We start from the raw sequence: 21,896 nt of genomic DNA, 5'->3' as shown, positions 1-21,896 counted from the left end.
CTGAACTGGAGACGCGGATGAGCACCCTGCCGGTGATCGCGGCGGCGGACGGATCCCCCGACAGCGACCGGGCCCTGCGCTGGGCCGCGGGCGAGGCCCGGCGGCGCGGAGTGCCGCTGGACGTCGTGCACATCTGGCCGTACGTCACCAAGATGCAGCCCGTGACGCCGGACGCCGTCGTTCCGGTCGGTGTGCCGAAGGAGGGCGAGGACCCGGTCCTGAACGCGGCCCGGGAGCTCGTCGCTTCGCTCCCCGACGGCCCGCCCGAGCTGCGGCTGCGCACCATCGGCGGGGACCCCGGCCACGACCTGCCGGAGCTGGGCGCGGAGGCCGCGCTGCTGGTGCTCGGCTCGCGCGGGCGCGGCGGGTTCGCCAGTCTGCTGCTCGGCTCCAACGGCCTGGCCTGCGCGGCGCGGGCCGCGAGCCCGGTGGTGGTCGTGCCGCGGCCCGGTGACGACGACGCGCGCGGCGAAGGCCCGTACGGGCGCGTCACGCTCGGTCTCGCGCCCTCCCCCGAGGCGAACGCGGCGACGGGTTACGCCTTCGAGGCGGCGGCGCGATCGGGCTCGAAGCTCCAGGTGGTCTCGGGCTATCCGGAGCCGGTGACGCTGGCGAGCGCGTACGAGTTCGTGCTGCCGTACGAGCGGGAGACGGCGGAGTTCGCCGCGTCGCTCAAGCACGAGGTGAGCGTGCACCTCGCGCCGCACCGCGAGCGGCACCCCGAGGTCGAGGTGGAGGTCCGCGTCGAACCGGGGGACGCGGCCGGGCAGTTGGTGGACGCGTCGCGGGACGCCGATCTCGTCGTGGTCGCCCGGCGCCGCCGGCGGCTGACGATCGGCCACCATCTGGGGTCGGTGGCGCACGCGGTGCTGCTGCACTCGGCGTGCCCGGTGGCGGTGGTGCCGGACTCAGATTGAAACAGCTTGAGGCGGCTTGAGGCGGCTTGACGCGGCTTGAGGCGGCTTGACGCGGCTCGAAGCAGCCTGACGCGGCTCGACGGGCGGGGCTCCGCGTACCCGGCTACTCGTCGAGCCAGTGGCGGCGGCCGAGGTTGATCAGCCTCAGCTGCCGCCGCGCCCGGCCCGCGATCCGCTCCGCCTCCTCGGGGGTCGCCTCCAGGAAGGCGGACGCCGTCATCACCAGGTGGTCGACGTAGAGCGCGGCGAGCATGTGCGCGTCGCGCTCGCTCCAGCCCGCCAGCTCCGCCTGGCCGGCCAGCGCCTCGGCCACCTCGTCGGCGAACAGCGCCAGCTGTTCGGCTATCGCCTCGCGCACCGCCCGTACGCCGCCGTGCCGTTCGCGCGCGACGAAGCGGACGTGGGCGGGGTAGGCGCGTACGTGCTCGGCGACGACCTCGACGGTGCGGTCGATGCGCTCCTCGGCGTCGTTCTGTTCGGCGAGGACCGAGCGGATCATCGCGTGCAGGCTGCCGAGCGCCTCCTCGACCAGGGCGACGCCGAGGTCGGCCATGTCCCGGAAGTGCCGGTAGAAGGCGGCCGGGGCGACGCCGACGACGCGGGTGACCTCGCGCAGCCCGAGGCTGCTGAGGCTCTGGTCCTCCAGGAGGCGCAGGCCCGCGTCGAGGAGCGCCTGCCGGGTCTTCTGCTTCTGGGCCTGCCGGACGCCGGTCGTGTGACTCATATCATTCAGTAAACAACCGTTCTCCGGATTGGGCAACGCTAGACTGAGGAAGTCAGTGAACAGTTGTCATTCCAGTTGTTCACCCAAGACTGCCCACCCGACACCGGGTCGATCAGGCCCTCTCCTCGGAAAGGCCGGACATGATCTTCCTCGTCGCAGCATTCCTCCTGTTGGGGGTCCTCGTGGGCGCCGCGGCGCACACCCCCCTCCACTTCCTGCTCCCCGCCGCGGCCGTCATCGCCGTATGGCTGCTCGTCTTCACCGTCCGCGAACGTACGAAGGAGCGCTGACCCATGACCGTCTCCGCACCGGTACGCACCACGACCCCGGACCGCACCGCGCAGGCCGGCGGCACCGCGCACGCCGAGGCCACCGCGCGGACGGCCCCCGAGCCCGCCGCCCGCCGCCTCCGCCGCACCGACGCCGACGGCATGGCGGTGGCCTCCTTCGTCCTCGGCCTCGTCGGCCTGCTGGTCTTCAACATCGTCCTCGGCCCCTGCGCCCTGGTTCTGGGGACCCTCGCGCTGGCCCGCTCCACCAAGCGGCGCGGCCGGGCCTGGCTGGGCCTCGCCCTCGGCGCCGCCGATCTGATCGTCCTCGCGGCCCTGGTCACGGCCGACGGCACCGTCTCGTGGAGCATCGGCGGCTGACGTCCCCTCAGGTCAGCACGCGCTCAGGCAGGCGGGGCGCTCTCCGCCGCCACCCGCTCGTACACGAGCGCCGCCGCGGCCAGATCCGCCACCGCGCCGCCCACCGACTTGAACACCGTGATCTGCTCGGCGTTCTGACGCCCCTTCACCTCGCCCCGGCACAGCTCGGGGAGCGTGCCCGCGATGTCCTCGGCCCGCAGCGCGCCGGAGGCCATCGGCTGGAGCAGGTCGCCCGACTCGCGCAGTGCGGTCGGAGTGTCGACGAACACGGTCCCGCGGCGCACGCACGCGTCGTCCGACTCGCGCATGGACGGCCGGAAGCTGCCGATGAGGTCGAGGTGGGCGCCGGGCCGCAGCCACTCCCCCTTGATCAGCGGTTCCTCCGCGAGCGTGGCGCAGGTGATGAGGTCCGCCTCGCGCGCCGCCGCCTCCAGGTCGGCGACCGGCCGCGCCTCCATGCCGTCCGCCCGCAGCGCGCCCGCGAGCGCCTCGGCCCGCTCCGGCCGCCGGTCGTACACGAGGACCGTCGACGTGCCGACCGCGCTGCGGTGCGCGGCGGCGGCCAGGCTGCCGATGTGCCCGGTGCCGACGACCAGGTGGATGTCGCTGTCGGGGCGCGCGAGGTAGCTCGCGGCCAGGGCGGAGGTCGCCACGGTGCGCCGCCGGGTGAGTTCGTCGCCGTCGATGAGGGCCAGGTGCTCGCCGGTCGCCGCGTCGGCGAGGACGTACGCGGAGGACAGCGCGGGCCTGCCGAGCGCGGAGTTCGTGGGGAAGACGTCGACGAGCTTCACCCCGAGGTAGCTGCCCTCGGACCAGGCGGGCATGAGCAGCAGCGTGGCGCCGGGCGCGCCGTCCACCGCGTGGTGGTGGCGGTCGGGCGCGTGCGCGCCGCGGGCGAACCCGTCGCGCAGGGCGGGGATGAGGGCGTCGAACTCCAGGTGCCGCGCGGTCTGTTCGGCGGTGATGTTGAGCATGCGTTCTCCCGTGGGCGCTCTCAGGCGTCCAGTTCGAGGTCGGTGCGGGGGATGGCCTGGCAGGTCAGGCACGTACGGTCGGGCAGCCCGTCGCTGGGCTCGACGCGGTGCGCGACCTCGCCGGAGAGTACGGTCACGGCGCAGCTCTCGCACTGCCCGACACGGCAGCCGCTGGGCAGCGCGAGCCCTTCCCGCTCGGCGACGTCGAGGAGGGTGCCGTCGGTGCCGCGCCAGGTCACCTCGCGGTTCGAGCGGGCGAAGCGCACGGTGTGCCGGGCGTCGTCGGCCACCGCGATCTCGCGGGCGGCGGCGTGGAACTTCTCGGAGAAGATCTCGAAGCGCGGCACGCCCCGCGCCAGCAGGCCGTCGGTCAGGTCCGCGAGCATGTCCTCGGTCCCGCAGAGGTAGAAGCGGGCGCGGCGCTCGATGAGGTCCGCGGACACGTCGGCGGCGCTCATCCGGCCCGGCCGGTCGTACGTACGGCCCTGCCGGTCGCCGGCCAGGGGGCGGCTGTAGTGGTTGACGACGCGCAGCGCGGGCAGCCGGGCGGCGAGTTCGGCGATGCGGGCGGCGAAGGCGTGGCCCTCGGAGTTGCGGTTGCCGTAGTGCAGGACGACCTCGGGGACCGTGCCGCCGACGGCCGCCAGCGTCTCCAGATAGCCGAGGAACGGCGTGATGCCGACGCCGGTGGCCATCAGGACGACGGGGAGTTCGAGGTCGGTGGGGATGGCGAAGTTGCCGTCCGGTCCGGTGGCCGCGACCCGGTCGCCGACGCGCAGCCGCTCGTGCACGAGGCCGGAGAAGCTGCCGCCGGGCACGTGCCGGATCGCGACGCTGTAGCCGTCGCGGTCCCCGCCTCCGCCCTCGGTGCGGCGCGCGGGGCCGGTGAGGGAGTAGCTGCGGTCGGCGGCGTCGGGGTGGTGCAGCGTGAGGTGGGCTCCGGCGCGGTGGCCGGGCAGCGGCCGGCCGTCCAGCGGCTCCAGCCGTACGGTCAGCACGTCCGGCGACTCGCGCTCCAGCGCGGCGACCGTGAACTCCCGGCGACCGGCGAGGTCCGTCTCGTCGTGGGCAGGCCGGATCTCGCAGGAGGCCGAGCGCATCGGGACGGAGCCGCTGACGGGGTCGGTGAACTCGTCGTCGATCAGCAGGTTGTAGTTGGCGCTCGTGCCCTCTTCCCCGCCGCCGGCGAGCGCGTCGTACCCGGGCAGCCCGAGGTCGGGCGCGGACTGCCACCAGCCGTACTCGGCGACCGCGACCGAGGGGTGCAGGCCGTCGTCGATACGGGCGCGCATGCGGATCGTGGCGTTGCGGGTGGCCAGCCGCACCCACTGGCCGTCCCGGATGCCGCGCTCGGCGGCGGCCTCCGGCGACAGGTCCACGGTGGGGTCGGGGGCGCGGCGGCGCAGGGAGGTGAGGGAGCGGTGCTGGCTGTGGCAGAAGTAGCCGTTCTTGGCGCAGGTGAGGGTCAGGGGGTAGCGGCTGTCGGGGGCGGCGGGGGGATCGGCGTGGACGGGGACGGGCGGGTAGCCGTGGTCCGCGAGGCGCTGTGAGTACAGCTCGACGCGGCGGGTGGGGGTGTCGAAGCCGGTGACGCGGGCGGGGCCGCCGGAGCCAGTACCTTCCGCGGGCTCCGCGTGCTCTGCCTGCTCTGCGCAGTCTGCCTGCTCCGCCGGCTCCGCGTACTTGCGGTACCGGGTGTGCAGCGGCAGCCGTACGCCGCCGGGGCGTTCGCGCAGCTCGGCGGCGGTGAGCCCGAGGGGGGCGAGCTGGTGGTCCCAGGCCGCCTCGATGTCGCCGCCGAAGAATTCCTCCCCCATGCCGAGCCGTCCGGCGAGGTCGAAGACGATCTCGGTGTCGGAACGGGACTCGCCGACGGGGTCGGCCATGCGGGGCCGCAACTGCACCTGTTCCTGGGCGCGTTGCCCCGTCCCGAAGCCGATTCTGATGCCTTCGTGCTCCCAGGGGCTGTTCACCGGCAGCACGATGTCGGCGAGTTCGGCGGTCGGGGTGGGAAACAGGTCGAGGTGGACGGAGAATTCGAGGGCGCGCAGGGCCTCGGCGGTGCGCCGGGGGTCGGGCTGGGACATCAGCAGGTTGGCGCCGAAGGCGGCCATGGCCCGTACGGGGTAGGGCTCGCCGGTGGTGATGGCCGTGCAGAGGTCGCGGGCGTTCACCCAGCCGTGGGCGGGCGGGCCCAGCGGGTGCTCGCGCAGCCCGAGCGCCTTGGCCCGCTGCTCGGGGGCGAGCTGCTCGAAGCCGGTAGGGGCGTTGGCGGGGTGGGCGGGCAGGATGACGTTGCCGCCGGGCGCGTCGAAGGAGCCGGTGAGGGCGTAGAGGGTGGCGATGGCCCGGTCGGTCTGGGTGGCATTGGTGTGCTGCCCGACGCCGGTCCAGGAGTGGTACGTGACCGACTCGGCCTGCCCGAGGGCGTCGGCGAACGCGCCGATCTGCCGCTCCGGCACCGTCGTGACCTCGCTGGTGCGCGCGAGGGGCCACTCGGCGGCGGCGGCCGCGTACCGCTCGAAGGCGGGCAGGCACTCCACCGGCCCGTCGCGCGTCTCGATCCGCCGCCGTCCGGCGAGCGCGAGCCGCTCGGGGTGCTCGGTCGCGTACGCCGTGTCGCAGACGCGCGGCGCCCGCTCCGTCTCGTCCCAGGCGACGTAGCCGGCGGCGCCGGGCCGGATGTCCTCGGCGCGCAGGAAGCGGCCGGTGTCGGCGCGTACCAGCAGCGGGCCGTTGCTCCACGCGCGCAGGAAGGCGGTGTCGTGCGCGCCGCGCTCCATCAGCTGGTTGGCGAGGCCGAGGGCGAGGGCGGCGTCGGTGCCGGGGAGCACGCGCAGCCAGTGGTCGGCCTGGAGGGCGCTGGTGGAGCGGCGGGGGTCGATCACGGCCAGCTGCGCGCCGCGCGCCCGCGCCCGGCCGAGGGCGGTGGACTGGGCGAGCCAGGTCTTGGCGGGGTTGTGGCCCCACAGGATGGAGAGCTCGGCGGACTCGTAGTCGGGCATGGGCAGGCCGCAGCCGAAGGTGAAGGCGTGCGCGTAGTCCTTGTGCCAGTTGCAGATCTCGGTGGAGTAGCAGATGTTCGGGCTGCCGAAGAGCCGGATGAACCGCTCGATCCAGTCGATGGAGTCGGACAGCGGCGACCCGCTGGGCGAGGCCACGGCGAACGCGACCGCCTCGGGCCCGCTCACGGCCCGGATGCGGCCGAGCCGCTCGGCGGTCTCGGCCAGCGCCTCCTCCCAGCCGATGGCCTGCCAGCGCGGGTCGGGGTCGGACTTCGGGGTGGTGCGGCGCAGCGGTCGGGTGAGCCTGCGGGGGCTGCGCACGATCTCGGGGGCGGCGCGGCCCTTGGGGCACAGGGCGGCGCCGGTGGGGTGCTCGGGGTCCGGCTGTACGTCGAGGAGGGCGCCGTCCCGCGTGGTGTATACGGCGCCGCAGCGGGAGCGGCACAGCGTGCAGTACCCCCGTACTCGCTGGGTTTCGCCGGGCTGCGCGCCCATAAATTACCCTTCGGTAGTCGGTTACCGGTGACCGATGATGGCTCGCAGGTAGGCTGCGACCCTTACAGCGACGTTGTCAAGGGGAGGCGAACGGTGAACGTCGGACCGACAGCGGGACGGACCGGGCCGCCTCCGGCGCCCTCGGGGCGTCCGGGCGCCGAGCGGCTGCGCCACGTCAGCCTGCGGGAACAGTGCCTGGCGGTGATCCGGCAGGCACTGGTGTCCGGCGAGATCCGCTCGGGCGACATCTACTCCGCGGCGGCGCTCGCCGCCAAGCTCGGCGTGTCGAGCAGCCCGGTGCGCGAGGCGATGCTGACCCTGGTCAACCAGGGCCTGCTGGAGCCCGTACGCAACCGCGGCTTCCGCGTCGTCGCGATGAGCGACGACGACCTCGACGAGATCTACGACATGCGGCTGCTCCTGGAGGTCCCCGCCACCCTGCGAGCCGCCCGCCGCGCCCGCCCCGCCGACCTCGACGAACTCTCCGCCCTGGCCGCCGAGATCGAATCAGCCGCCCGCGACGGCGACGTCGCCGCCTTCCTCGACGCCGACCGCCGCTTCCACCTCACCCTCCTGGCCCTCTCCGGCAACCACCGCCTCACCGCCACCATCGCCAACCTCCGCGACCAGACCCGCCTCTACGGCCTCGAAAACCTCGCGGAACGCGGCCTCCTCCCCGCCTGGGCCGACGAACACCGCGAACTCCTCTCCGCGATCGCCGCAGCCGACGAACCCCGCCTGGAAACCCTCATACGCCACCACCTGCGGCACGTACGCGGCGAATGGGAGACGACGGAAGGGCGACAGCCGGGCGAGTCGTAACAGCTCTGTCACCCTCGCCATCAAAACCACGGTCGGATGCGGGCAACTGCCACTCATTGATAGCTTCGTGCGGGGGCCGCCCTGGATAGGGTCGGCTTGGCGAGGAATAAGGGGGAAGCATGACATTCGCCGAAGAGTGGGACCAGTTGCGCAGCGAAGCGGCGGGGCAGGAGGAATCCCGCACCCGTATCAATGGGGCGTCCTCGGAGCTCCCTCTCGTGCCGCCCGGCCCCGGACTTCCTGACTTCTCCTCTTCCTCGGCGAAGAAGAAGGCCGCCGTCGCCGCGCTCCAGGACCATGTAGAGCCCGATACGAAGACCGCGGGCTCCTGCCCCGAAGAAACCTCGAAATCCGCCGCCAAGGGTTTCAGCGGCTGGGCAACGGGTTCAGGCATCACCAAGGCGCTCGAGGGCTGGAACGACTCCGTCAAGGCGCTCCAGGGACGGCTCTCCGGCGAGAAGACAGCGCTGAGCAACGCCAATCGCCTGTTCCAGGGCAACGACCACAACAGCTCCCTCCTGTTCGCGTCTCCTCATGGCACGGACGGTACGCAGCAGCCTTACGTGCCGTATCCGTCGCGTGTTTCGCAGTACTGAGCACGGCTGATTCACAGCGCCGAGGACGACCGAGAGAACTGGGGAGAACTGTGCTCACGTACCACGATGTCATGCACGCCGACCTGTCGCTCCTGACCACAGCGGCCGAGCAGTGGGACGAGTCCGCGAAGAAATTCGAGGAAGTGAAGAAGGTCTACGACGGCCGGGTGAAGAGCGTCGGGCACGACGGCAGCTGGAACGGCACGACCGCGATCTTCGCCCGCCCCAACATGGCCGAGACATCCGGGCAGTTCGCCGCCGCTCCCAAGGAGGCCCGTGCGATCGCCTCCCTGCTGCGCGACGCGCACACCCAGTTCGTCGACCTCAAGAACAAGGTCAAGTCGGCGGTCGCGGACGCCGAGGCAAAAGGCGGCGTCAAAATCAGCAGCGAGGGCAAGGCCGTATTCGACCCGGAGAGCGCCGACCGGATCGATCCGGCCTGGGCGCACGCGGCGCGGCTCGACGCCGGTAAGCGGGAACAGGCCGAGAGCTACTGGACGAAACACATCGAGCAGGCCGTCCGGGCCGTCGACGACGCGGACCAGGGAGTGAAGCTCGCCCTCACCACCGCCGTGCGCAACACCGACGTCATGCACGGCGGACTTGCCGGATTCAACGCCTCGGCCGAAGGAGACATCGAGAAGGTGGAGGGGCGGCGCGCCGACGAACTGGCGACCAAGCTGAACACCACCGGTCACCTCGACGCCAAGGAACGGGCCGAGATGCAACGCCTCTTCCGGGACAACGGCCACAGCAAGGAATTCACCCAGACGTTCCTGTCCGGCCTCGGCCCCAAGGGCACCCTCACCTTCACCAACAAGCTCAACGACCTCGCCTATTTCGACGACAAGAAGAACAAGGGCGACTACCTGGCCTTGGAGAAGGGGCTCGCGACCAGCCTGGCGACGGCCACTCGGGTACCGCGTTTCAAGGGGCCGAAGAACGAGCCGCTGAAGTTCGGTACGCCCGGCTACGAGAAGGCGTACAAGGAATGGCTGAAGACCTCCGACTCCGCCTTCTACCGTGACTGGCGCTCGGGCCTGCAGAAGGCCGGCCTGGAGAAGTACGGGCTTGAGGCGGCGACCGAGAAGACGCACACCATCTCCAGGGACCACGACCAGAAGGTCCGCGGCTACCAGAGCCTGCTCACCCTGATGAAGCAGGGCGACGGCTACTCGCCGCAGTTCATGTCCGACGTCACGGACGACATGATCGCCGCCGAGCGGAAGGACCACGATGTCTGGGACCTGCACGGGGAGTTCCACGGCAAGGAGGACGGCTGGTTCGCCCATGACCCCGTGGACACGGCGCTGGGCATCATGAGCCACGACCCGGACACCACCACGACCTACCTCGACCCCGGTTCGAGCGGCAAGGACGCACAGCACCGCGCCAACGACCGGCTCAACTACCTGTTGCACGACCGGGACTGGAAGATCACCGACAACACCACCTGGTACGGAAACATCGAGCACCGCTCGGGCGACACCGAGGCCCCGGGCGCCAGAGAGGGGCTCGCCTCCGCGATCGAGGCCGCCGCCACCGGCCACGAGCCGGGTGGTGCCGCCGGGCGGCCCGGCGCTCACTCCGAGGCGCAGGCCCGCGTCATGCAGGACACCATCAGCATCCTCGACGTCGACGGCAGCGGCGATTCCCTACCCCAAAATCTCCAGAAACCGCTGGGCCGGGCCCTTGCGGCCTACGTTCCGGACACCCACGACATCATCATCGGCCAGAACTCGGACAAGGGCGGCAACGCCGGGCAGCCGGGAATCCATGGCTCCGGCGACAACGCCCACCTCGCCAACAACCAGGCCAGCCTGCTCCGTGTACTGCGCGGCGTCTCCGACGACGACGCGACGTATGCCGCGCTCTACCACGCCGAGCGCGCGTATTCGGCGGAGGTCCTCTCCGGTGGCACCCATTCCGGCAATACGCACGAGAACATCGGCGACTGGGACCACCGGGCGGCGACCATCGGCAAGGTGAACGGCGCGTACAACGCCATCGGTTCCGACATCATCCTCGACAAGCGCGACAGCGAGATCGGCTGGGTCAATGACACGGCCCGGTACACATACCACGGAGCCGGCATTCCCATCACGATGATCCCCGTTGTCGGCGACGAGGCCCAGCGCGCCCTCGACGCGGCCACCTATGAATGGTCCAAGGACGTCATCAACGAGAAGGAAGGCCGGGCGAGAGCGGACAACAGCGAGAACTACGCCGCCGGGCTCGACGGCACCAACAAGCTCATCGACAAATGGGCCGCAGGTCGGCATGCCGACGGGTCCACCGCCGTGGACCGGATGAAGGACGAGGCCGAGCAGAGCTACACCTCTGGCCGGGACGCCGCCTACACCGCCCTGCGGACGCCGAAGTGACGGCGGGCAAGGGCAAGGGGTCGTTCCCGGTATGGAAGAAACTCGTCTTCGCCGGCGCGGTATGCGCCCTTGTGCTGGGCGGGCTCAATCTGGGCTGGAACACCAATACGTTCGGGCCCGACGAGGTGTGCCACGGGCTGCTGCCCGCCGGGGAGATGGAGCGGACCCTGGGCCGCTCCGGGCGGCTTGAAAGCGACGATTACAAGAACGCCCCCGGAAAGGGCGACGTGGAATTCCGCTGTTCCGTCCGGCAGACCTCGAAGCTGCTGGGGCACAAGGATGCCGAGGTGCGGATCGGCGCCTATCAGGAGCGCGCCGACTTCGCGTTCACGTCGACCGCGTGGCGCGCTCCCGCCCGGATGTCATACTTCTCAGGCCCCGCCACCGGCGCCGTCTCCGATTCGACCGGGTGGGTCATGCTCCCCGAGTCGTGCTGGGGAAAGTCGGGTGACAGCCCGTTGTCGGAGAAGCCGCCCGTGTACGTCATCGAGGCGAGCGCCACGGGCGCGGGAATGAAGCAGCGGGAGCTGGCGCGGATGCTCGTCAAGACGGCTGGCGCCGTTTCGCAGCGGGCCGGTTGCGCCTCCGGGAACGCCGCTGAGGATCCGGAGCCGCTGCCGGCGGCATCGGTGCGGCCCATGGATTCCGCGAAGGCGTGCGGGATTCCGGGGCTCGCCCTGGACGTCTCGGGTGACACGGCGAAGGGGCGGCCGGTCGAGCGGGCGCGTTCCCTGTCCGCCAAGACCGAGCCCGTATGGGCCTGCGATCTTCTGCTGGGCGAAAAGGGGGCGCCGTACGCGAGTTTCGCCGTAGTGCGGGACACGCGGATGACTTCGGCAATTTCCCAGTCCCTGGCCCACCACTCCCCCGACGCGGGGGTCATGGCCTCGTGCGGCGGCGAGGACACGTACTTCACCATGAAGACGGGTGCGCGGTACGCGAAGGCCTCGGAGGCGTCCGGGTCCCGACTCCCGGACGAGAAGACCCTCTTCAAGAAGTTCGTGGACGGAGCCAAAGAGCAGATGAATTGCGGGACTTCCGCGCCGTAGAAGCTCGACACGCCTCTCACCCCAGCCCGTCCGCCCCCACCCGTACCGCGGACTCGTCCAGGGTGGTTTCGGATACGGGCTGTACGCGGCCGTTCAGGTCGAGGACGGGGGAGGCTTCCTTGTACCAGGACTCGATCACGGCGTTGCCCCAGAAGTCGCGGCGGCGGTCGTCGTGGACGCTCCAGCGGTAGGTCTCGTGGTCGGGGTCGCCGGTGTAGTAGTCGGTGGTGTAGAGCTCGACGCGGTGGCCGTCGGGGTCGCGGAGGTAGAGGTAGAAGGCGTTGGAGACGCCGTGCCGGCCGGGGCCGCGTTCGATGTGGTGTTCCTGGCGGAGGGCGCCCAGCAGGTCGGCGGTGCGCAGGACCTGGTGGGACTCGTGGGTGGCCACGCCGAGGTGGTGCAGGCGCGGGCCCGCGCCGCCCGTGAAGGCGACGTCGTGGACGGTCTGCTTGCGGTACATCCAGGCCGCGTACAGCTCGTGCGCGTCGCCCTCGATGGTCTCGGAGCAGCCGAAACCCAGCGACGTGTAGTGCGCGTAGGCCGCCGGGACGTCCGGGGTGCAGATGTTGAAGTGGTCCAGGCGCGCGATCTCCGCGCCGCGCCGCAGGTCGTAGCGTTGGATGAGCCGTTCCGCGGGCTCGATCCCGTAGAAGAACTCCACAGGGAAGCCGAGCGGGTCGAGCACCCGCACCGCGTCGCCGACCCCGTGCGTCCCCTCCCCCTTCGGCACCCGCCGCACCGGCCTGCCGAGCGCCGTGAAGAACGCCTCCGCCCGGTCCACGTCGGCCCCGCTCCGCACCCGGTATGCGAGGTGGTCCAGCGCCGCCGTCTCCCCCGCGCGCAGCACCAGGGAGTGGTGCGTCAGCTCGTCCGTACCGCGCAGGCACAGGCACGCGTCGTCCTCGTACTGGACGTGCAGGCCCAGCAGGTCCGCCCAGAACCAGCGGGCCCGCGCCAGGTCGGTGACGACCAGCTGGGCGTAGCCGGAGCGCACGACGTCCGGCGGGGGCGGGAGTTCGCGGCCGGCGGCGTCAGTCATCGTCCGCGCTCCCGAAGCGCGGCGTCCTCGTATCGCCCGTCGCGACCGACACGAGCTGCCGCTCCGTATAGAAGTCGATGCTGCTCTCGCCGCCCTCCCGCCCCACCCCGGACGCCTTGACCCCGCCGAACGGCGTGCGCAGATCGCGGACGTTGTGGGAGTTGAGCCACACCATCCCGGCCTCGATCGCCTGCGCCACCCGGTGTCCGCGCGCCAGGTCGGAGGTCCATACGTAGCCGGCGAGGCCGTACCGCGTGTCGTTCGCGAGCCGGATGGCGTCCTCCTCGTCGCGGAACGAGGCGATCGCCGCTACCGGGCCGAAGATCTCCTCGCGCCAGATCCGCATGTCCGGTGTGACGTCGGCGAAGGCGGTGGCCGCCAGATAGTTGCCGGTCGGCAGGTGGGCGGGGCGCTCGCCGCCCGCGACCAGGCGGGCGCCCTGCTTGACGCCCGCGGCCACGTACCCGAGGACCCGCTCGTAGTGCTCGGGGTGGACGAGCGCGCCGATCTCCGTCGCCGGGTCGTCGGGCCGCCCGACCCGCGTCCGGTCGGCGCGCTCCGCAAACCGCGCGACGAACTCCGGGTAGACCGACTCCTCCACGATGATCCGCGAACCGGCGGTGCAGCGCTCCCCGTTGAGCGAGTACACCCCGAACAGCGCCCCGTCCACCGCCGCCCCCAGATCCGCGTCGGCGAAGACCACGCACGGCGACTTGCCGCCCAGCTCCATCGACAGCCCCTTGAGCCCCTCGGCCGCCGTGCGCATGATGGTCCGCCCGGTGGCCGTCTCGCCGGTGAAGGAGATCAGCGGTACGTCCGGGTGCCCGGCCAGCGCCGCGCCCGCGCTCTCCCCGGTGCCGTGGACCATGTTGAAGACCCCGGCGGGCAGCCCGGCCTCCGCCATGATCTGCGGCCACACGGAGGCGGACAGCGGAGTGAACTCGGCGGGCTTGAGGACCACGGAGCACCCCGCGGCGATGGCCGGCGCCAGCTTCCAGCTCTCCAGCATGAACGGGGTGTTCCACGGCGTGATCAGCCCCGCCACCCCGACCGGCTTCCGGACGACGTAGCCGACCTGGGCGGCCGTCGGGAACGCGGCCTCGTGCAGCGCGTTGATCACATCCGCGAAGTAGCGGAAGTTCTCGGCGGCGCGGCGCGCCTGCCCGCGCGCCTGGGTGATGGGCAGACCCGTGTCGAAGGACTCCAGCTCGGCCAGCCGGTCCTCGCGGGCCTCGACGGCGTCGGCGATCCGGTACAGCACCCGGCCCCGCTCGCGGGCGCTCAGCCGCGGCCAGGGGCCCCGCGCGAACGCCTCCCCGGCGGCGGCCACCGCGGCGTCGACGTCGCGGGCGCCGCCGGAGGCGACCTCGCAGTACGGGCGGTTGGACGCCGGATCGGCGTTGGGGAAGGTACGCCCGTCGGCGGACTCGGCGTGGGCGCCGGCGATGTAGTGGCGGATCAGCCTGGGGAGGTCGGCCGGGGTTCGCGGGGTCATGGCTGTCACTCTCGTCGGCGCGGGCTCGGGCTCGGGCGCGGGCTCGGGCGGGATAGCGGTCGGGGGCTCGGGCGGGATAGCGGTCGGGGGCTCGGGCGGGGCAACGGTCGATCGCGGCGGTCGGTCGCGGCGGTCGGTCGCGGCGGTCGGTCGCGGCGGTCGGTCGCGGCGGTCGATCGCGGCGGTCGATCGTGGCGGCGTCAGAAGGAGAGCAGGTCGGCGGCTGCCGCCCGCAGCTCCCGGATGCGCGCGACCCCCGCCTCGGTGGGCTCGATCAGCGGCGTACGGACATGCGCGGACGCCAGCAGCCCGGCGTCCGCCAGCACCCACTTGGCCGGGGCCGGATTGGTCTCCACGAAGAGCAGGTCGACCAACGGGTGCAACCGGTAGTGCAGTTCGCGGGCGCCGTCGTGGTCGCCCGCCTCCCACAGCTCGTACATCCGGGCCACGGGCGCGGGCGCGATATTGGCCAGGGCCGAGACGAAGCCCGCCCCGCCGAGCGCGAGCAGCGGCAGGCAGAGCAGCTCGATGCCGGACCACATCAGCAGTTCGCGCCCGCAGGCGTAGTACGTGCGGGAGAAGTGCTCGAAGTCCTTGGTGGTCTCCTTGACGCCGACGATGTTCTCGAAGTCGAAGAACAGCCGGGCGACGGTCTGCGGCGCGATGTCGACGGCGGTGCGCGAAGGCACGTTGTAGACGACCAGCGGCAGGTCGGGGAACTCCTTGGCGATGGCCGCGTACCAGCGGTAGAGGGCCTCCTGCGTCGGACGCGCGTAATAGGGGGTGATCACCAGCGCCGCGTCCGCGCCCAGGTCGCGGGCGGCGGCGGTCAGCTCCATCGTCTCGTCCAGCCGCGCCGAGCCCGTGCCCGGCACGAACGGCACGCGGTCGTCGACGGCTTCGGCCGCCGCCTCCATGGCCGCGACGCGCTCGGCGGTGCGCAGCGCGCCGGGCTCCCCGGTGGAGCCGCCGAGGGAGATGCCGTGCGAGCCCGAGTCGAGCTGCCAGTTCACGAGGGCGCGCAGGCCGTCGAGATCGAGCGCGCCGTCCTCGCCGAAGGGGGTGACGACGGGGGCTATGGAGCCCCGGATGCGGCGCGGGTCGCTGCGGAACCTCACTGTGCTGCCTCCTGGGGGCGGTCGGCGGGACGTCGGTCGGTGGGGGCGGTGGGGAAGGTGTCGGGGTCGGTGCTGAGGTCGCCGCTGTCGCCTCGCGTGCGCCAACGCTCGTACTCAGACTGCCAGTTGGATCCCAGCGGGTAGAGCCCCTCGATGGCGGCGCCCTCGGCGACGCGTTCGGCGATGAACTCCTCCTGGAGCTCCTGCTCCAGGGAGTCGGCGATCAGCTCGGGCAGCAGGCGCGGCGGCAGTACGAGCACCCCGTCGGCGTCGCCCACCAGCACGTCCCCCGGCCGCACGAGGGCGTTGCCGCAGGCGATCGGCACATCCGTGTCCCAGGGGATGTGGCGGCGGCCCAGCACCGCCGGGTGCACGGAGGACGAGTAGACCGGGATGTCGAGCGCGGCGACGGCGGCGCTGTCCCGCAGCCCGCCGTCGGTGACGATGCCCGCGGCCCCGCGCCGGTGCGCGCGCAGGGCGAGGATGTCGCCGAGCGTGCCCGCGTCCGCCTCCCGCCGCGCGTCCATGACCAGGACCTCGCCGGGCCGTACGGACTCCACGGCGCGCTTCTGCGCGTTCATGCCGCCGCTGTACGCCGGGGCCAGGTCCTCGCGCAGCGGCAGATAGCGGAGCGTACGGGCCACCCCGACGAGCTTCAGGTCGGGGCGGGTGGGGCGCGCGCCGTCGATGAAGAAGCCGTCGTAGCCGCGTTTGCGCAGCTGGGAGGCGAGGGTGGCGACGGAGATCTGGGCGAGGGCGGCGCGGTGGGGTCCGGTGAGGGCCTCTTCTGGGGTACGCGCTTCCGCTGCGGTATGCCCGTACGGCGCCGTACGGGCATCCGCGGCCGTACGCCCGTAAGCCGCCCCCGTACGGGCTTCGGCCCTACGCCCGTAGGCCGCCGCCCTGTCCTCCGGCCGCAGCCGCGGCATCGCGCCGACGTCGGCCAGCGGACCGGCCGCCTCCGCGACGCGGTTGGCGAGCCGGCCGGTCGACTGCCCGTCGCCGGTGACCTCTACGGCCACCAGGTCGCCCGGCACGACGACGCCGGCCCCGCTCGGGGTGCCGGTGAGGATGACGTCGCCCGGCTCCAGGGTGATGGTGCGGGAGAGGTCGGCGATCAGCTGGGCGAAGGGGAAGAGGAGATGGTCGCTGGTGTCGTCCTGCGCCGGCTCCCCGTTGACCCAGGTGCGCAGGCGGAGCCCGGCCGGGTCCAGCGTGCGGGCGTCGAGCAGCCGGGGCCCGAGGGGGGTGAAGCCGTCGGCGCCCTTGGAGCGGAGGTTGGCGCCGCCGTCGGCGTGGCGCAGGTCGTACACGCCCGCGTCGTTGGCGGCGGTCACCCACCGGACGTACGACCACGCCGACTCCAGGGGCGTCTGCCGGGCCCGCTCGCCGATGACCAGCGCGATCTCGCCCTCGAAGGCCATCAGTTCGCACCCCTGCGGCCGGATCAGCCGGTCGCCGCTGCCGGCGAGGGAGGTGGGGGGCTTGAGGAAATAGGAGGGCCGGTCGGGGAGGCGGTCGCGTTCGGCGGCGCGGCTGCGGTAGTTGAGGTGGACGGCGACGATCTTGCCGGGGGCGGAACCGAGCGGGTGGGGCATGAGGGCTCCGGGGCGTCGAGGCACCAGGCGGAAGGACGGCGAGGCGTCAGGCGGAGGGGGGAGGCATCAGACGGAGGGCGGCGAGGCGTCATACGGAAGAGGGGCCGGGGAGGCCGAGGGCATCAGGGGTGTCAAGGGCGTCAGCGGCGTCAGGGGCGTCAGGGGCGTCAGCGGCATCGGAGAGGCCGAGGGCATCGGGGGGGGACCGGGGACATCAGAGGCATCAGAGGCAGGTCGGGGACGCGGCACGTGGTGGTCCGAGTCTGCGGATGCCCGCCGGAAGCTTCTTGTCCGAGAACGCACACCCTTTGACCGGCAGCGAACGCCGCCGGGCGACTCGCCCTTGGCAACGGCGGTAGCGCCCGGCAGCATGGCTCGGGCATACACGCTGCTGGTGGGAGGCGCCGTGTCCCTGACCCTGCGCACGGCCGGCCTGTCGGCCGCCGAGCGCTTCGATTTCTGGCGCAGCGTGATCTGCGACGCGTTCGTGCCGCTGCGCGCGGACCCGGGCGCGGGCCCGTTCGAGGGCGAGCTGCACGGCGTACGGCTGGGGGAGCTCCAGGTCACGGAGATCGCCGCGACCGCGCACGCGGTGCACCGCACGCCGCGCGCCATCGCCGCCTCCACCGAGGACTATTTCAAGCTCGGCCTCCAACTGCGCGGCTACTGCGTACTGAGCCAGGACGGCCGCGAAGCCCCGCTGACGCCGGGCGACTTCGCGGTGTACGACACCACGCGCCCGTACACGCTCGCCTTCGACGACAGCTACCGCCAGCTGGTGCTGATGCTCCCCCGCCGGCTGCTGCGCATCCCGCCGCGGGACGTGGCCCGGATCACGGCCGTACGCGTCCGGGGGCAGCACGGCACGGGCGCGCTGGTCTCCGCGCTGCTGCTGCGGCTGGCCGGACATCTGGAGGAGTACGAGGGGTACGAGGGGCCCGGCGGCGTACGGCTCGCGGACAACATCGTGGATCTGCTGGTGACGCTGGTCGCGGACCAGTTGGAGGGGACCGGGTCCGGGGCCGGCGACCGGCCGCGCCCGGCGTCGGGGCGGCGGGCGCTGCTGACGCGGATCACGGCCTTCGTCGAACAGCATCTGGGGGACGTGGAGTTGGGTCCGGACATGATCGCCGCCGCGCACTTCGTCTCCACGCGCTATCTGCACAAGCTGTTCCGGGCGGAGGGGACGACGGTCTCCTCCTGGATCCGGTCGCGGCGCCTGGAGCACTGCCGCCGCGACCTGCGGGACCCGCTGCTGGCGGACCGGCCGGTGGGGGTGATCGCATCGCGCTGGGGGTTCGTTGACGCGGCGCATTTCAGCCGGGCGTTCCGGGCGGCGTACGGGGCGAGTCCGCGCGAGTTCCGGTCGGCGGGCGAGTACGGGCCGGGGGACGAGTTCCGGGCGGCGAACGAGTACGGGCCGGCGGGCGAGCACCAGCTGACGGACGGATACCGGCTGACGGGCGAGCAACGACCGGCGGGCGGCGCGGGGCGGCGGCCACGCAGGGTGTGAGCAGCGGCGGGGTGTGAGCAGTGCTGGACAAGGGCTGTTCGCTCACGGTCAAGTGCCGGACAGCGCTGCCCGGAAGGGTGGGAGGGGAGGACGCCGTATCCGAGCGCTGGAGGAGCCGCATGCGGGCGAAGAAGCAGACAGAGAAGCGATCGGAGCAGCCAGACCGGCCGGAGCGGTCAAGGCCGGAGCGGTCAGACCGGCCGGAGCGGTCAGACCGATCGGAGCAGTCAGAGCGGTCAGAGCGAACACCCGCCTCAGCGGAAGAGGCGGCGCGGGAGATCCAGGGCCGGCTGCTGATAGCCGGCGAGTGGACGGAGGCGGCCGACGGCGCGCGGTTCGCGAGTTACGACCCGGCGAGCGGCGCGGTGACGGGATGGGTGGCCGAGGCGGGCGAGGCGGATGTGGACGCCGCGGTGACGGCGGCGCGGGTGGCGCTCACCGACCCGGCGTGGGCGGGGATCACGGCCGCCGAACGGGCGCGGCTGCTGTGGCGTACGGCCGAGCTGATCGAGGAGCACGCGCGGGAGCTGGCGGAGCTGGAGACCCGCGACCAGGGCCAGCCGATCGGCGTGGCGCGAGGGGTGAGCGTCGCGGGGGCGGCGGAGCACTTCCGCTACTACGCCGGGTGGTGCACCAAGATCGAGGGCGCGGTGGCGCCGGTGGACTTCCCGGACACGGTGCACTACACGCGGCGCGAGCCGGTGGGCGTCTGCGCGCTGATCACTCCGTGGAACTTCCCGCTGATGATCGCGGCCTGGAAGATCGCACCCGCGCTGGCCTGCGGAAACACGGTGATCGTCAAACCGGCTGAGCAGACGCCGCTGACGACGCTGCGGCTGGTCGAGCTGATCCGGCGGGCGGGCGTACCGGCCGGCGTGGTCAACCTCCTGACCGGCGGCCCGGCGCCGGGCCGGGCCCTGGTGGCGCACGCGGGGGTGGACAAGGTCTCGTTCACCGGTTCCACGGCCGTCGGCCGCGACATCGTCCGCGCCTGCGCCGGAAACCTCAAACGCCCCACCCTGGAACTGGGCGGCAAGGCCCCCAGCATCATCGCCGCCGACGCCGACATCGACGCGGCGGTCGCGGGCAACCTGCGCGGCGCGCTGCTCAACTCGGGCCAGGTCTGCGCCGCGTACACCCGCTTCTACGTCGACCGCCGCCGCGTGGACGAGTTCACGGACAAGCTCGCCACGGCTGCCGCCGCCCTCCGCCTGGGCCACGGCCTGGACCCGGCCACCGAACTCGGCCCGCTGGTCAGCGCGGAGCACCTGGCCAAGGTCGAGGCGGGCGTCAGATCGGGCATCGCGGAGGGCGCGGAGGTCGTCACCGGGGGCGCCCGCGCGGACGGCGCCCTGGAGGAGGGCCACTTCTACCGCCCGACCGTCTTCGCGGGCGTACGCGACGACATGTCGGTCGTACGCGACGAACTCTTCGGCCCGGTCCTGCCGGTCCTGGCCTACGACGACCCGGAGGAGCTCGGCCCGCGCGCCAACGACACCGAGTACAGGCTGGCCGCGGCCGTATGGACCAGGGACCTGACGACCGCTCACCGGATGGTGGCGGACATCAGGGCGGGCGCGGTCTTCGTCAACATGCCGCCGGTACCGGACAGCGCGGCGCCCTGGGGCGGCTTCAAGGCGAGCGGGTGGGGGCGGGAGATGGGCAAGTACGCGCTGGACGCGTATACGGAGGTCAAGGGGGTGTGGATGCACTTGGGCTGACGGCCCGGACCCCGGGAGCCCCCTCGCCGCCCCCTGCCCGAGGGACCGCCGTACGTCGACGGCCGCGATTGATGAGGAAGACGCCGAGCACGGTGACGGCACCGCCGAACAGCGCCAGGGGGTGCGGCACTTCGGAGAGCCAGACGAAGGAGACGGCGAGCGCGACGGGCGGTACGAGGTAGAGGGCGGCGGTGGAGGCGGCGAGGGGTAGCCGGGCGACGGCGTACCCCCAGATCACGAAACCGAGGGCGGAGGGCAGCAGCCCCAGGAAGACCGCGGGGGCGAGGGCGGAGAGCGGGGCGTGGGCCGCGGCGCGTACGGCGGCGGGCGCGAGGGGCAGCCCGAAGACCGTGCCGGCGACCATGGCGTACGTGGCCACTTCGAGCCCGCTGTAGCGGCGCAGCAGGGGCTTGGTGGCGAAGTGGTAGGTCCCTTGGACCACCGCGGCGGCGAGTACGACGAGGGCCCCGGCGCTGAACGCGGTCGCCCCGCCGGCGAGAGCCACGAGGGCGCACCCCCCGATCGCGACGGCACTGCCGACCAGCACGTGGCGGGTGAGCGGTTCCGACGCGGGGAGGAAGACGGCACCGAGCAGCACGCTGAAGACAGGTGCGGCGGAGATCAGCAGGCTGGCGGCACCGGCCTCGACGTGGACCTCGCCCCAGTTGAGGAGCGTCTGATAGGCGGCCATGCCCGTGGCCCCGCAGCGCGCGACGAGCGGCAGATCGCGCCGCCGCGGGAGCCGTGCACGAGCGAAGGGCGCGACGGCCGCAAGAGCGACGGCGGCGACGGCGAGACGGTGGCGGGCGAACTGCTGGTGGCCCACGCGGAGGTGGTCCTGGGCGACCTGGCCGCGGCGGAGTCGGACTTGGCGGCGCTGCGCGGGGGCGGGCACGGGGTGGTCCGCGCGGCGGCCTTCGCGTCGGCGGCCCGTACCCTGCTGCCGCCGACATGGGCGGCCCCGACGGGCGGTGCGGAAGGGAGCGCCCTGACGCTGCACCTCACGGCAGGAACCGGAGGAATCGCTGGAGGCCCTGCGCAGACGGGAAACGGACCTGGCGGTCGTCCACGGCTATACGGTCCTCCCCCGCGACTTCCCGGCAGGGTATGAGCAGTCATGGCCGATGGACGACCCGGTCTTGCTGGCACTGCACCCGGACCACGCGGCACGCCTGGGCCTGGGGGTACGGGAATCCGCCGACCTGTCCCGCCTGGCGGACGCCTCGTGGCTCACGCCGAGCCCGGACGCGTCGTGCTACGAGATGATCCAGCGAACGTGCGGCGCGGCCGGCTTCGTACCGGACATCCGCGCCCGCAGCAGCGACTTCTCCGTACTGACCGCGCTGGTGGCAGCGGGCGCGGGCGTGGCCCTGCTCCCCCCGCCTGGCCCTGCCCGAAGCCCACGCCTCGCTCAGCCTCCGCCCCCTGACCCACCCCGTAACCCGCACCGTCTTCGCCACCACCCGCCCCGGCACAGCCCGCCGCCCGGACATCGGCCACGTAATGACCCTCCTCCGACAAGCAGCGGAAACCCGCCCCTCCACCCCCTGACCCCACTCCATCGAACCCGCCCACCGCATCCGCTACCCTGTCAGTGGTCGAAACGGCCCCCGCGTGCCCACCACACGGCCCGTCCGCCCGCCTCCGTAGCTCAGGGGATAGAGCACCGCTCTCCTAAAGCGGGTGTCGCAGGTTCGAATCCTGCCGGGGGCACGTTTAAGTAGCAGGTCAGAGGCCCTGTCACCCGTTGGGGCGACAGGGCCTCTGCCGTCCGGCACGGATTTAGCACACATCAG

General features: G+C 72.5%; 17 protein-coding genes, 1 tRNA gene and 1 pseudogene. 11 read left to right on the top strand and 8 right to left on the bottom strand.

The window, feature by feature from the left end; all coding sequences use genetic code 11:
- Positions 1 to 17: 17 nt before the first annotated feature.
- Complete coding sequence (locus tag AB0I49_RS27045) at positions 18 to 917, top strand: universal stress protein (RefSeq protein WP_363229698.1); 900 nt, start codon at positions 18 to 20, stop codon at positions 915 to 917.
- 103 nt (positions 918 to 1,020) lie between these two features.
- On the opposite strand, the gene AB0I49_RS27040 is transcribed toward AB0I49_RS27045, so the two are convergent.
- The gene (locus tag AB0I49_RS27040; RefSeq protein ID WP_363229697.1) at positions 1,021 to 1,641 is read right to left on the bottom strand and encodes a TetR family transcriptional regulator; all 621 of its coding nucleotides are present in this window, start codon (positions 1,639 to 1,641) and stop codon (positions 1,021 to 1,023) included.
- A 140-nt stretch (positions 1,642 to 1,781) separates the two neighbouring features.
- On the opposite strand from AB0I49_RS27040, the gene AB0I49_RS27035 reads away from it, so the two are divergent.
- Together AB0I49_RS27035 and AB0I49_RS27030 are read left to right on the top strand one after the other, a co-directional pair.
- Positions 1,782 to 1,931, top strand: a complete 150-nt coding sequence (locus tag AB0I49_RS27035) for a hypothetical protein (RefSeq protein WP_363229696.1) — start codon at positions 1,782 to 1,784, stop codon at positions 1,929 to 1,931.
- Between the two features lie 3 nt (positions 1,932 to 1,934).
- Entirely contained in the window at positions 1,935 to 2,291 is a 357-nt protein-coding gene (locus AB0I49_RS27030) for a DUF4190 domain-containing protein (protein WP_363229695.1), read from the top strand.
- A 23-nt stretch (positions 2,292 to 2,314) separates the two neighbouring features.
- Here the strand turns inward: AB0I49_RS27030 and AB0I49_RS27025 are convergent, their stop codons facing one another.
- Both AB0I49_RS27025 and AB0I49_RS27020 read right to left on the bottom strand, forming a co-directional pair.
- Entirely contained in the window at positions 2,315 to 3,265 is a 951-nt protein-coding gene (locus tag AB0I49_RS27025) for an ornithine cyclodeaminase family protein (protein ID WP_363229694.1), read from the bottom strand.
- Positions 3,266 to 3,285: 20 nt separating this feature from the next.
- Positions 3,286 to 6,765, bottom strand: coding sequence for a molybdopterin-dependent oxidoreductase (locus AB0I49_RS27020; RefSeq protein WP_363229693.1), 3,480 nt, complete (start codon positions 6,763 to 6,765; stop codon positions 3,286 to 3,288).
- A gap of 93 nt (positions 6,766 to 6,858) precedes the next feature.
- Here AB0I49_RS27020 and AB0I49_RS27015 point away from each other — a divergent pair, with 93 nt between their 5' ends.
- The 4 genes from AB0I49_RS27015 (at position 6,859) to AB0I49_RS27000 (ending at position 11,616) form a co-directional block, all read left to right on the top strand.
- Complete coding sequence (locus tag AB0I49_RS27015) at positions 6,859 to 7,587, top strand: GntR family transcriptional regulator (RefSeq protein WP_363229692.1); 729 nt, start codon at positions 6,859 to 6,861, stop codon at positions 7,585 to 7,587.
- A 119-nt stretch (positions 7,588 to 7,706) separates the two neighbouring features.
- On the top strand, positions 7,707 to 8,183 hold the full coding sequence (locus AB0I49_RS27010) for a hypothetical protein (RefSeq protein WP_363229691.1): 477 nt from the start codon (positions 7,707 to 7,709) through the stop codon (positions 8,181 to 8,183).
- Between the two features lie 71 nt (positions 8,184 to 8,254).
- Complete coding sequence (locus AB0I49_RS27005; RefSeq protein ID WP_363229690.1) at positions 8,255 to 10,567, top strand: hypothetical protein; 2,313 nt, start codon at positions 8,255 to 8,257, stop codon at positions 10,565 to 10,567.
- Entirely contained in the window at positions 10,564 to 11,616 is a 1,053-nt protein-coding gene (locus AB0I49_RS27000; RefSeq protein WP_363229689.1) for a hypothetical protein, read from the top strand. Before AB0I49_RS27005 ends, AB0I49_RS27000 begins: the two co-directional genes overlap by 4 nt.
- 16 nt (positions 11,617 to 11,632) lie before the next feature.
- Here AB0I49_RS27000 and hpaD read toward each other — a convergent pair whose 3' ends face one another.
- From hpaD to AB0I49_RS26980, 4 genes are all read right to left on the bottom strand, one after another.
- Positions 11,633 to 12,655, bottom strand: a complete 1,023-nt coding sequence (gene hpaD / locus AB0I49_RS26995; RefSeq protein ID WP_363229688.1) for a 3,4-dihydroxyphenylacetate 2,3-dioxygenase — start codon at positions 12,653 to 12,655, stop codon at positions 11,633 to 11,635.
- The gene (hpaE, locus tag AB0I49_RS26990) at positions 12,648 to 14,150 is read right to left on the bottom strand and encodes a 5-carboxymethyl-2-hydroxymuconate semialdehyde dehydrogenase (protein ID WP_363229687.1); all 1,503 of its coding nucleotides are present in this window, start codon (positions 14,148 to 14,150) and stop codon (positions 12,648 to 12,650) included. The genes hpaD and hpaE overlap by 8 nt, the downstream gene beginning before the upstream one ends.
- A 200-nt stretch (positions 14,151 to 14,350) precedes the next feature.
- Positions 14,351 to 15,268, bottom strand: a complete 918-nt coding sequence (dapA, locus tag AB0I49_RS26985) for a 4-hydroxy-tetrahydrodipicolinate synthase (protein WP_363229686.1) — start codon at positions 15,266 to 15,268, stop codon at positions 14,351 to 14,353.
- Positions 15,265 to 16,866, bottom strand: a complete 1,602-nt coding sequence (locus AB0I49_RS26980; protein ID WP_363229685.1) for a fumarylacetoacetate hydrolase family protein — start codon at positions 16,864 to 16,866, stop codon at positions 15,265 to 15,267. Before AB0I49_RS26980 ends, dapA begins: the two co-directional genes overlap by 4 nt.
- A gap of 370 nt (positions 16,867 to 17,236) precedes the next feature.
- Here AB0I49_RS26980 and AB0I49_RS26975 point away from each other — a divergent pair, with 370 nt between their 5' ends.
- Both AB0I49_RS26975 and AB0I49_RS26970 read left to right on the top strand, forming a co-directional pair.
- Positions 17,237 to 18,379, top strand: a complete 1,143-nt coding sequence (locus tag AB0I49_RS26975) for a helix-turn-helix domain-containing protein (RefSeq protein WP_363229684.1) — start codon at positions 17,237 to 17,239, stop codon at positions 18,377 to 18,379.
- A 365-nt stretch (positions 18,380 to 18,744) separates the two neighbouring features.
- Positions 18,745 to 20,100 carry an aldehyde dehydrogenase family protein gene (locus AB0I49_RS26970; RefSeq protein ID WP_363229683.1) on the top strand — a complete coding sequence of 452 codons (1,356 nt, stop codon included), beginning with the start codon at positions 18,745 to 18,747 and terminating at the stop codon, positions 20,098 to 20,100.
- On the opposite strand, the gene AB0I49_RS26965 is transcribed toward AB0I49_RS26970, so the two are convergent.
- Positions 20,072 to 20,995, bottom strand: a complete 924-nt coding sequence (locus AB0I49_RS26965) for a DMT family transporter (protein ID WP_363229682.1) — start codon at positions 20,993 to 20,995, stop codon at positions 20,072 to 20,074. The genes AB0I49_RS26970 and AB0I49_RS26965 overlap by 29 nt on opposite strands.
- 130 nt (positions 20,996 to 21,125) lie before the next feature.
- Between AB0I49_RS26965 and AB0I49_RS26960 the strand changes: the two are divergent.
- Both AB0I49_RS26960 and AB0I49_RS26955 read left to right on the top strand, forming a co-directional pair.
- Positions 21,126 to 21,524 (top strand): annotated as a pseudogene (locus tag AB0I49_RS26960) (LysR substrate-binding domain-containing protein); the annotation flags it as partial.
- A gap of 216 nt (positions 21,525 to 21,740) precedes the next feature.
- Positions 21,741 to 21,813: transfer RNA gene (locus AB0I49_RS26955), tRNA-Arg, on the top strand.
- The last annotated feature ends 83 nt before the right edge of the window (positions 21,814 to 21,896 follow it).

Origin of the sequence: Streptomyces sp. NPDC050617 (assembly GCF_040654795.1) — a bacterium.
Classification (GTDB): domain Bacteria; phylum Actinomycetota; class Actinomycetes; order Streptomycetales; family Streptomycetaceae; genus Streptomyces.
Note: the sequence above shows the minus strand (reverse complement) of the source record. Positions and strands in the feature narration are given on the sequence as shown.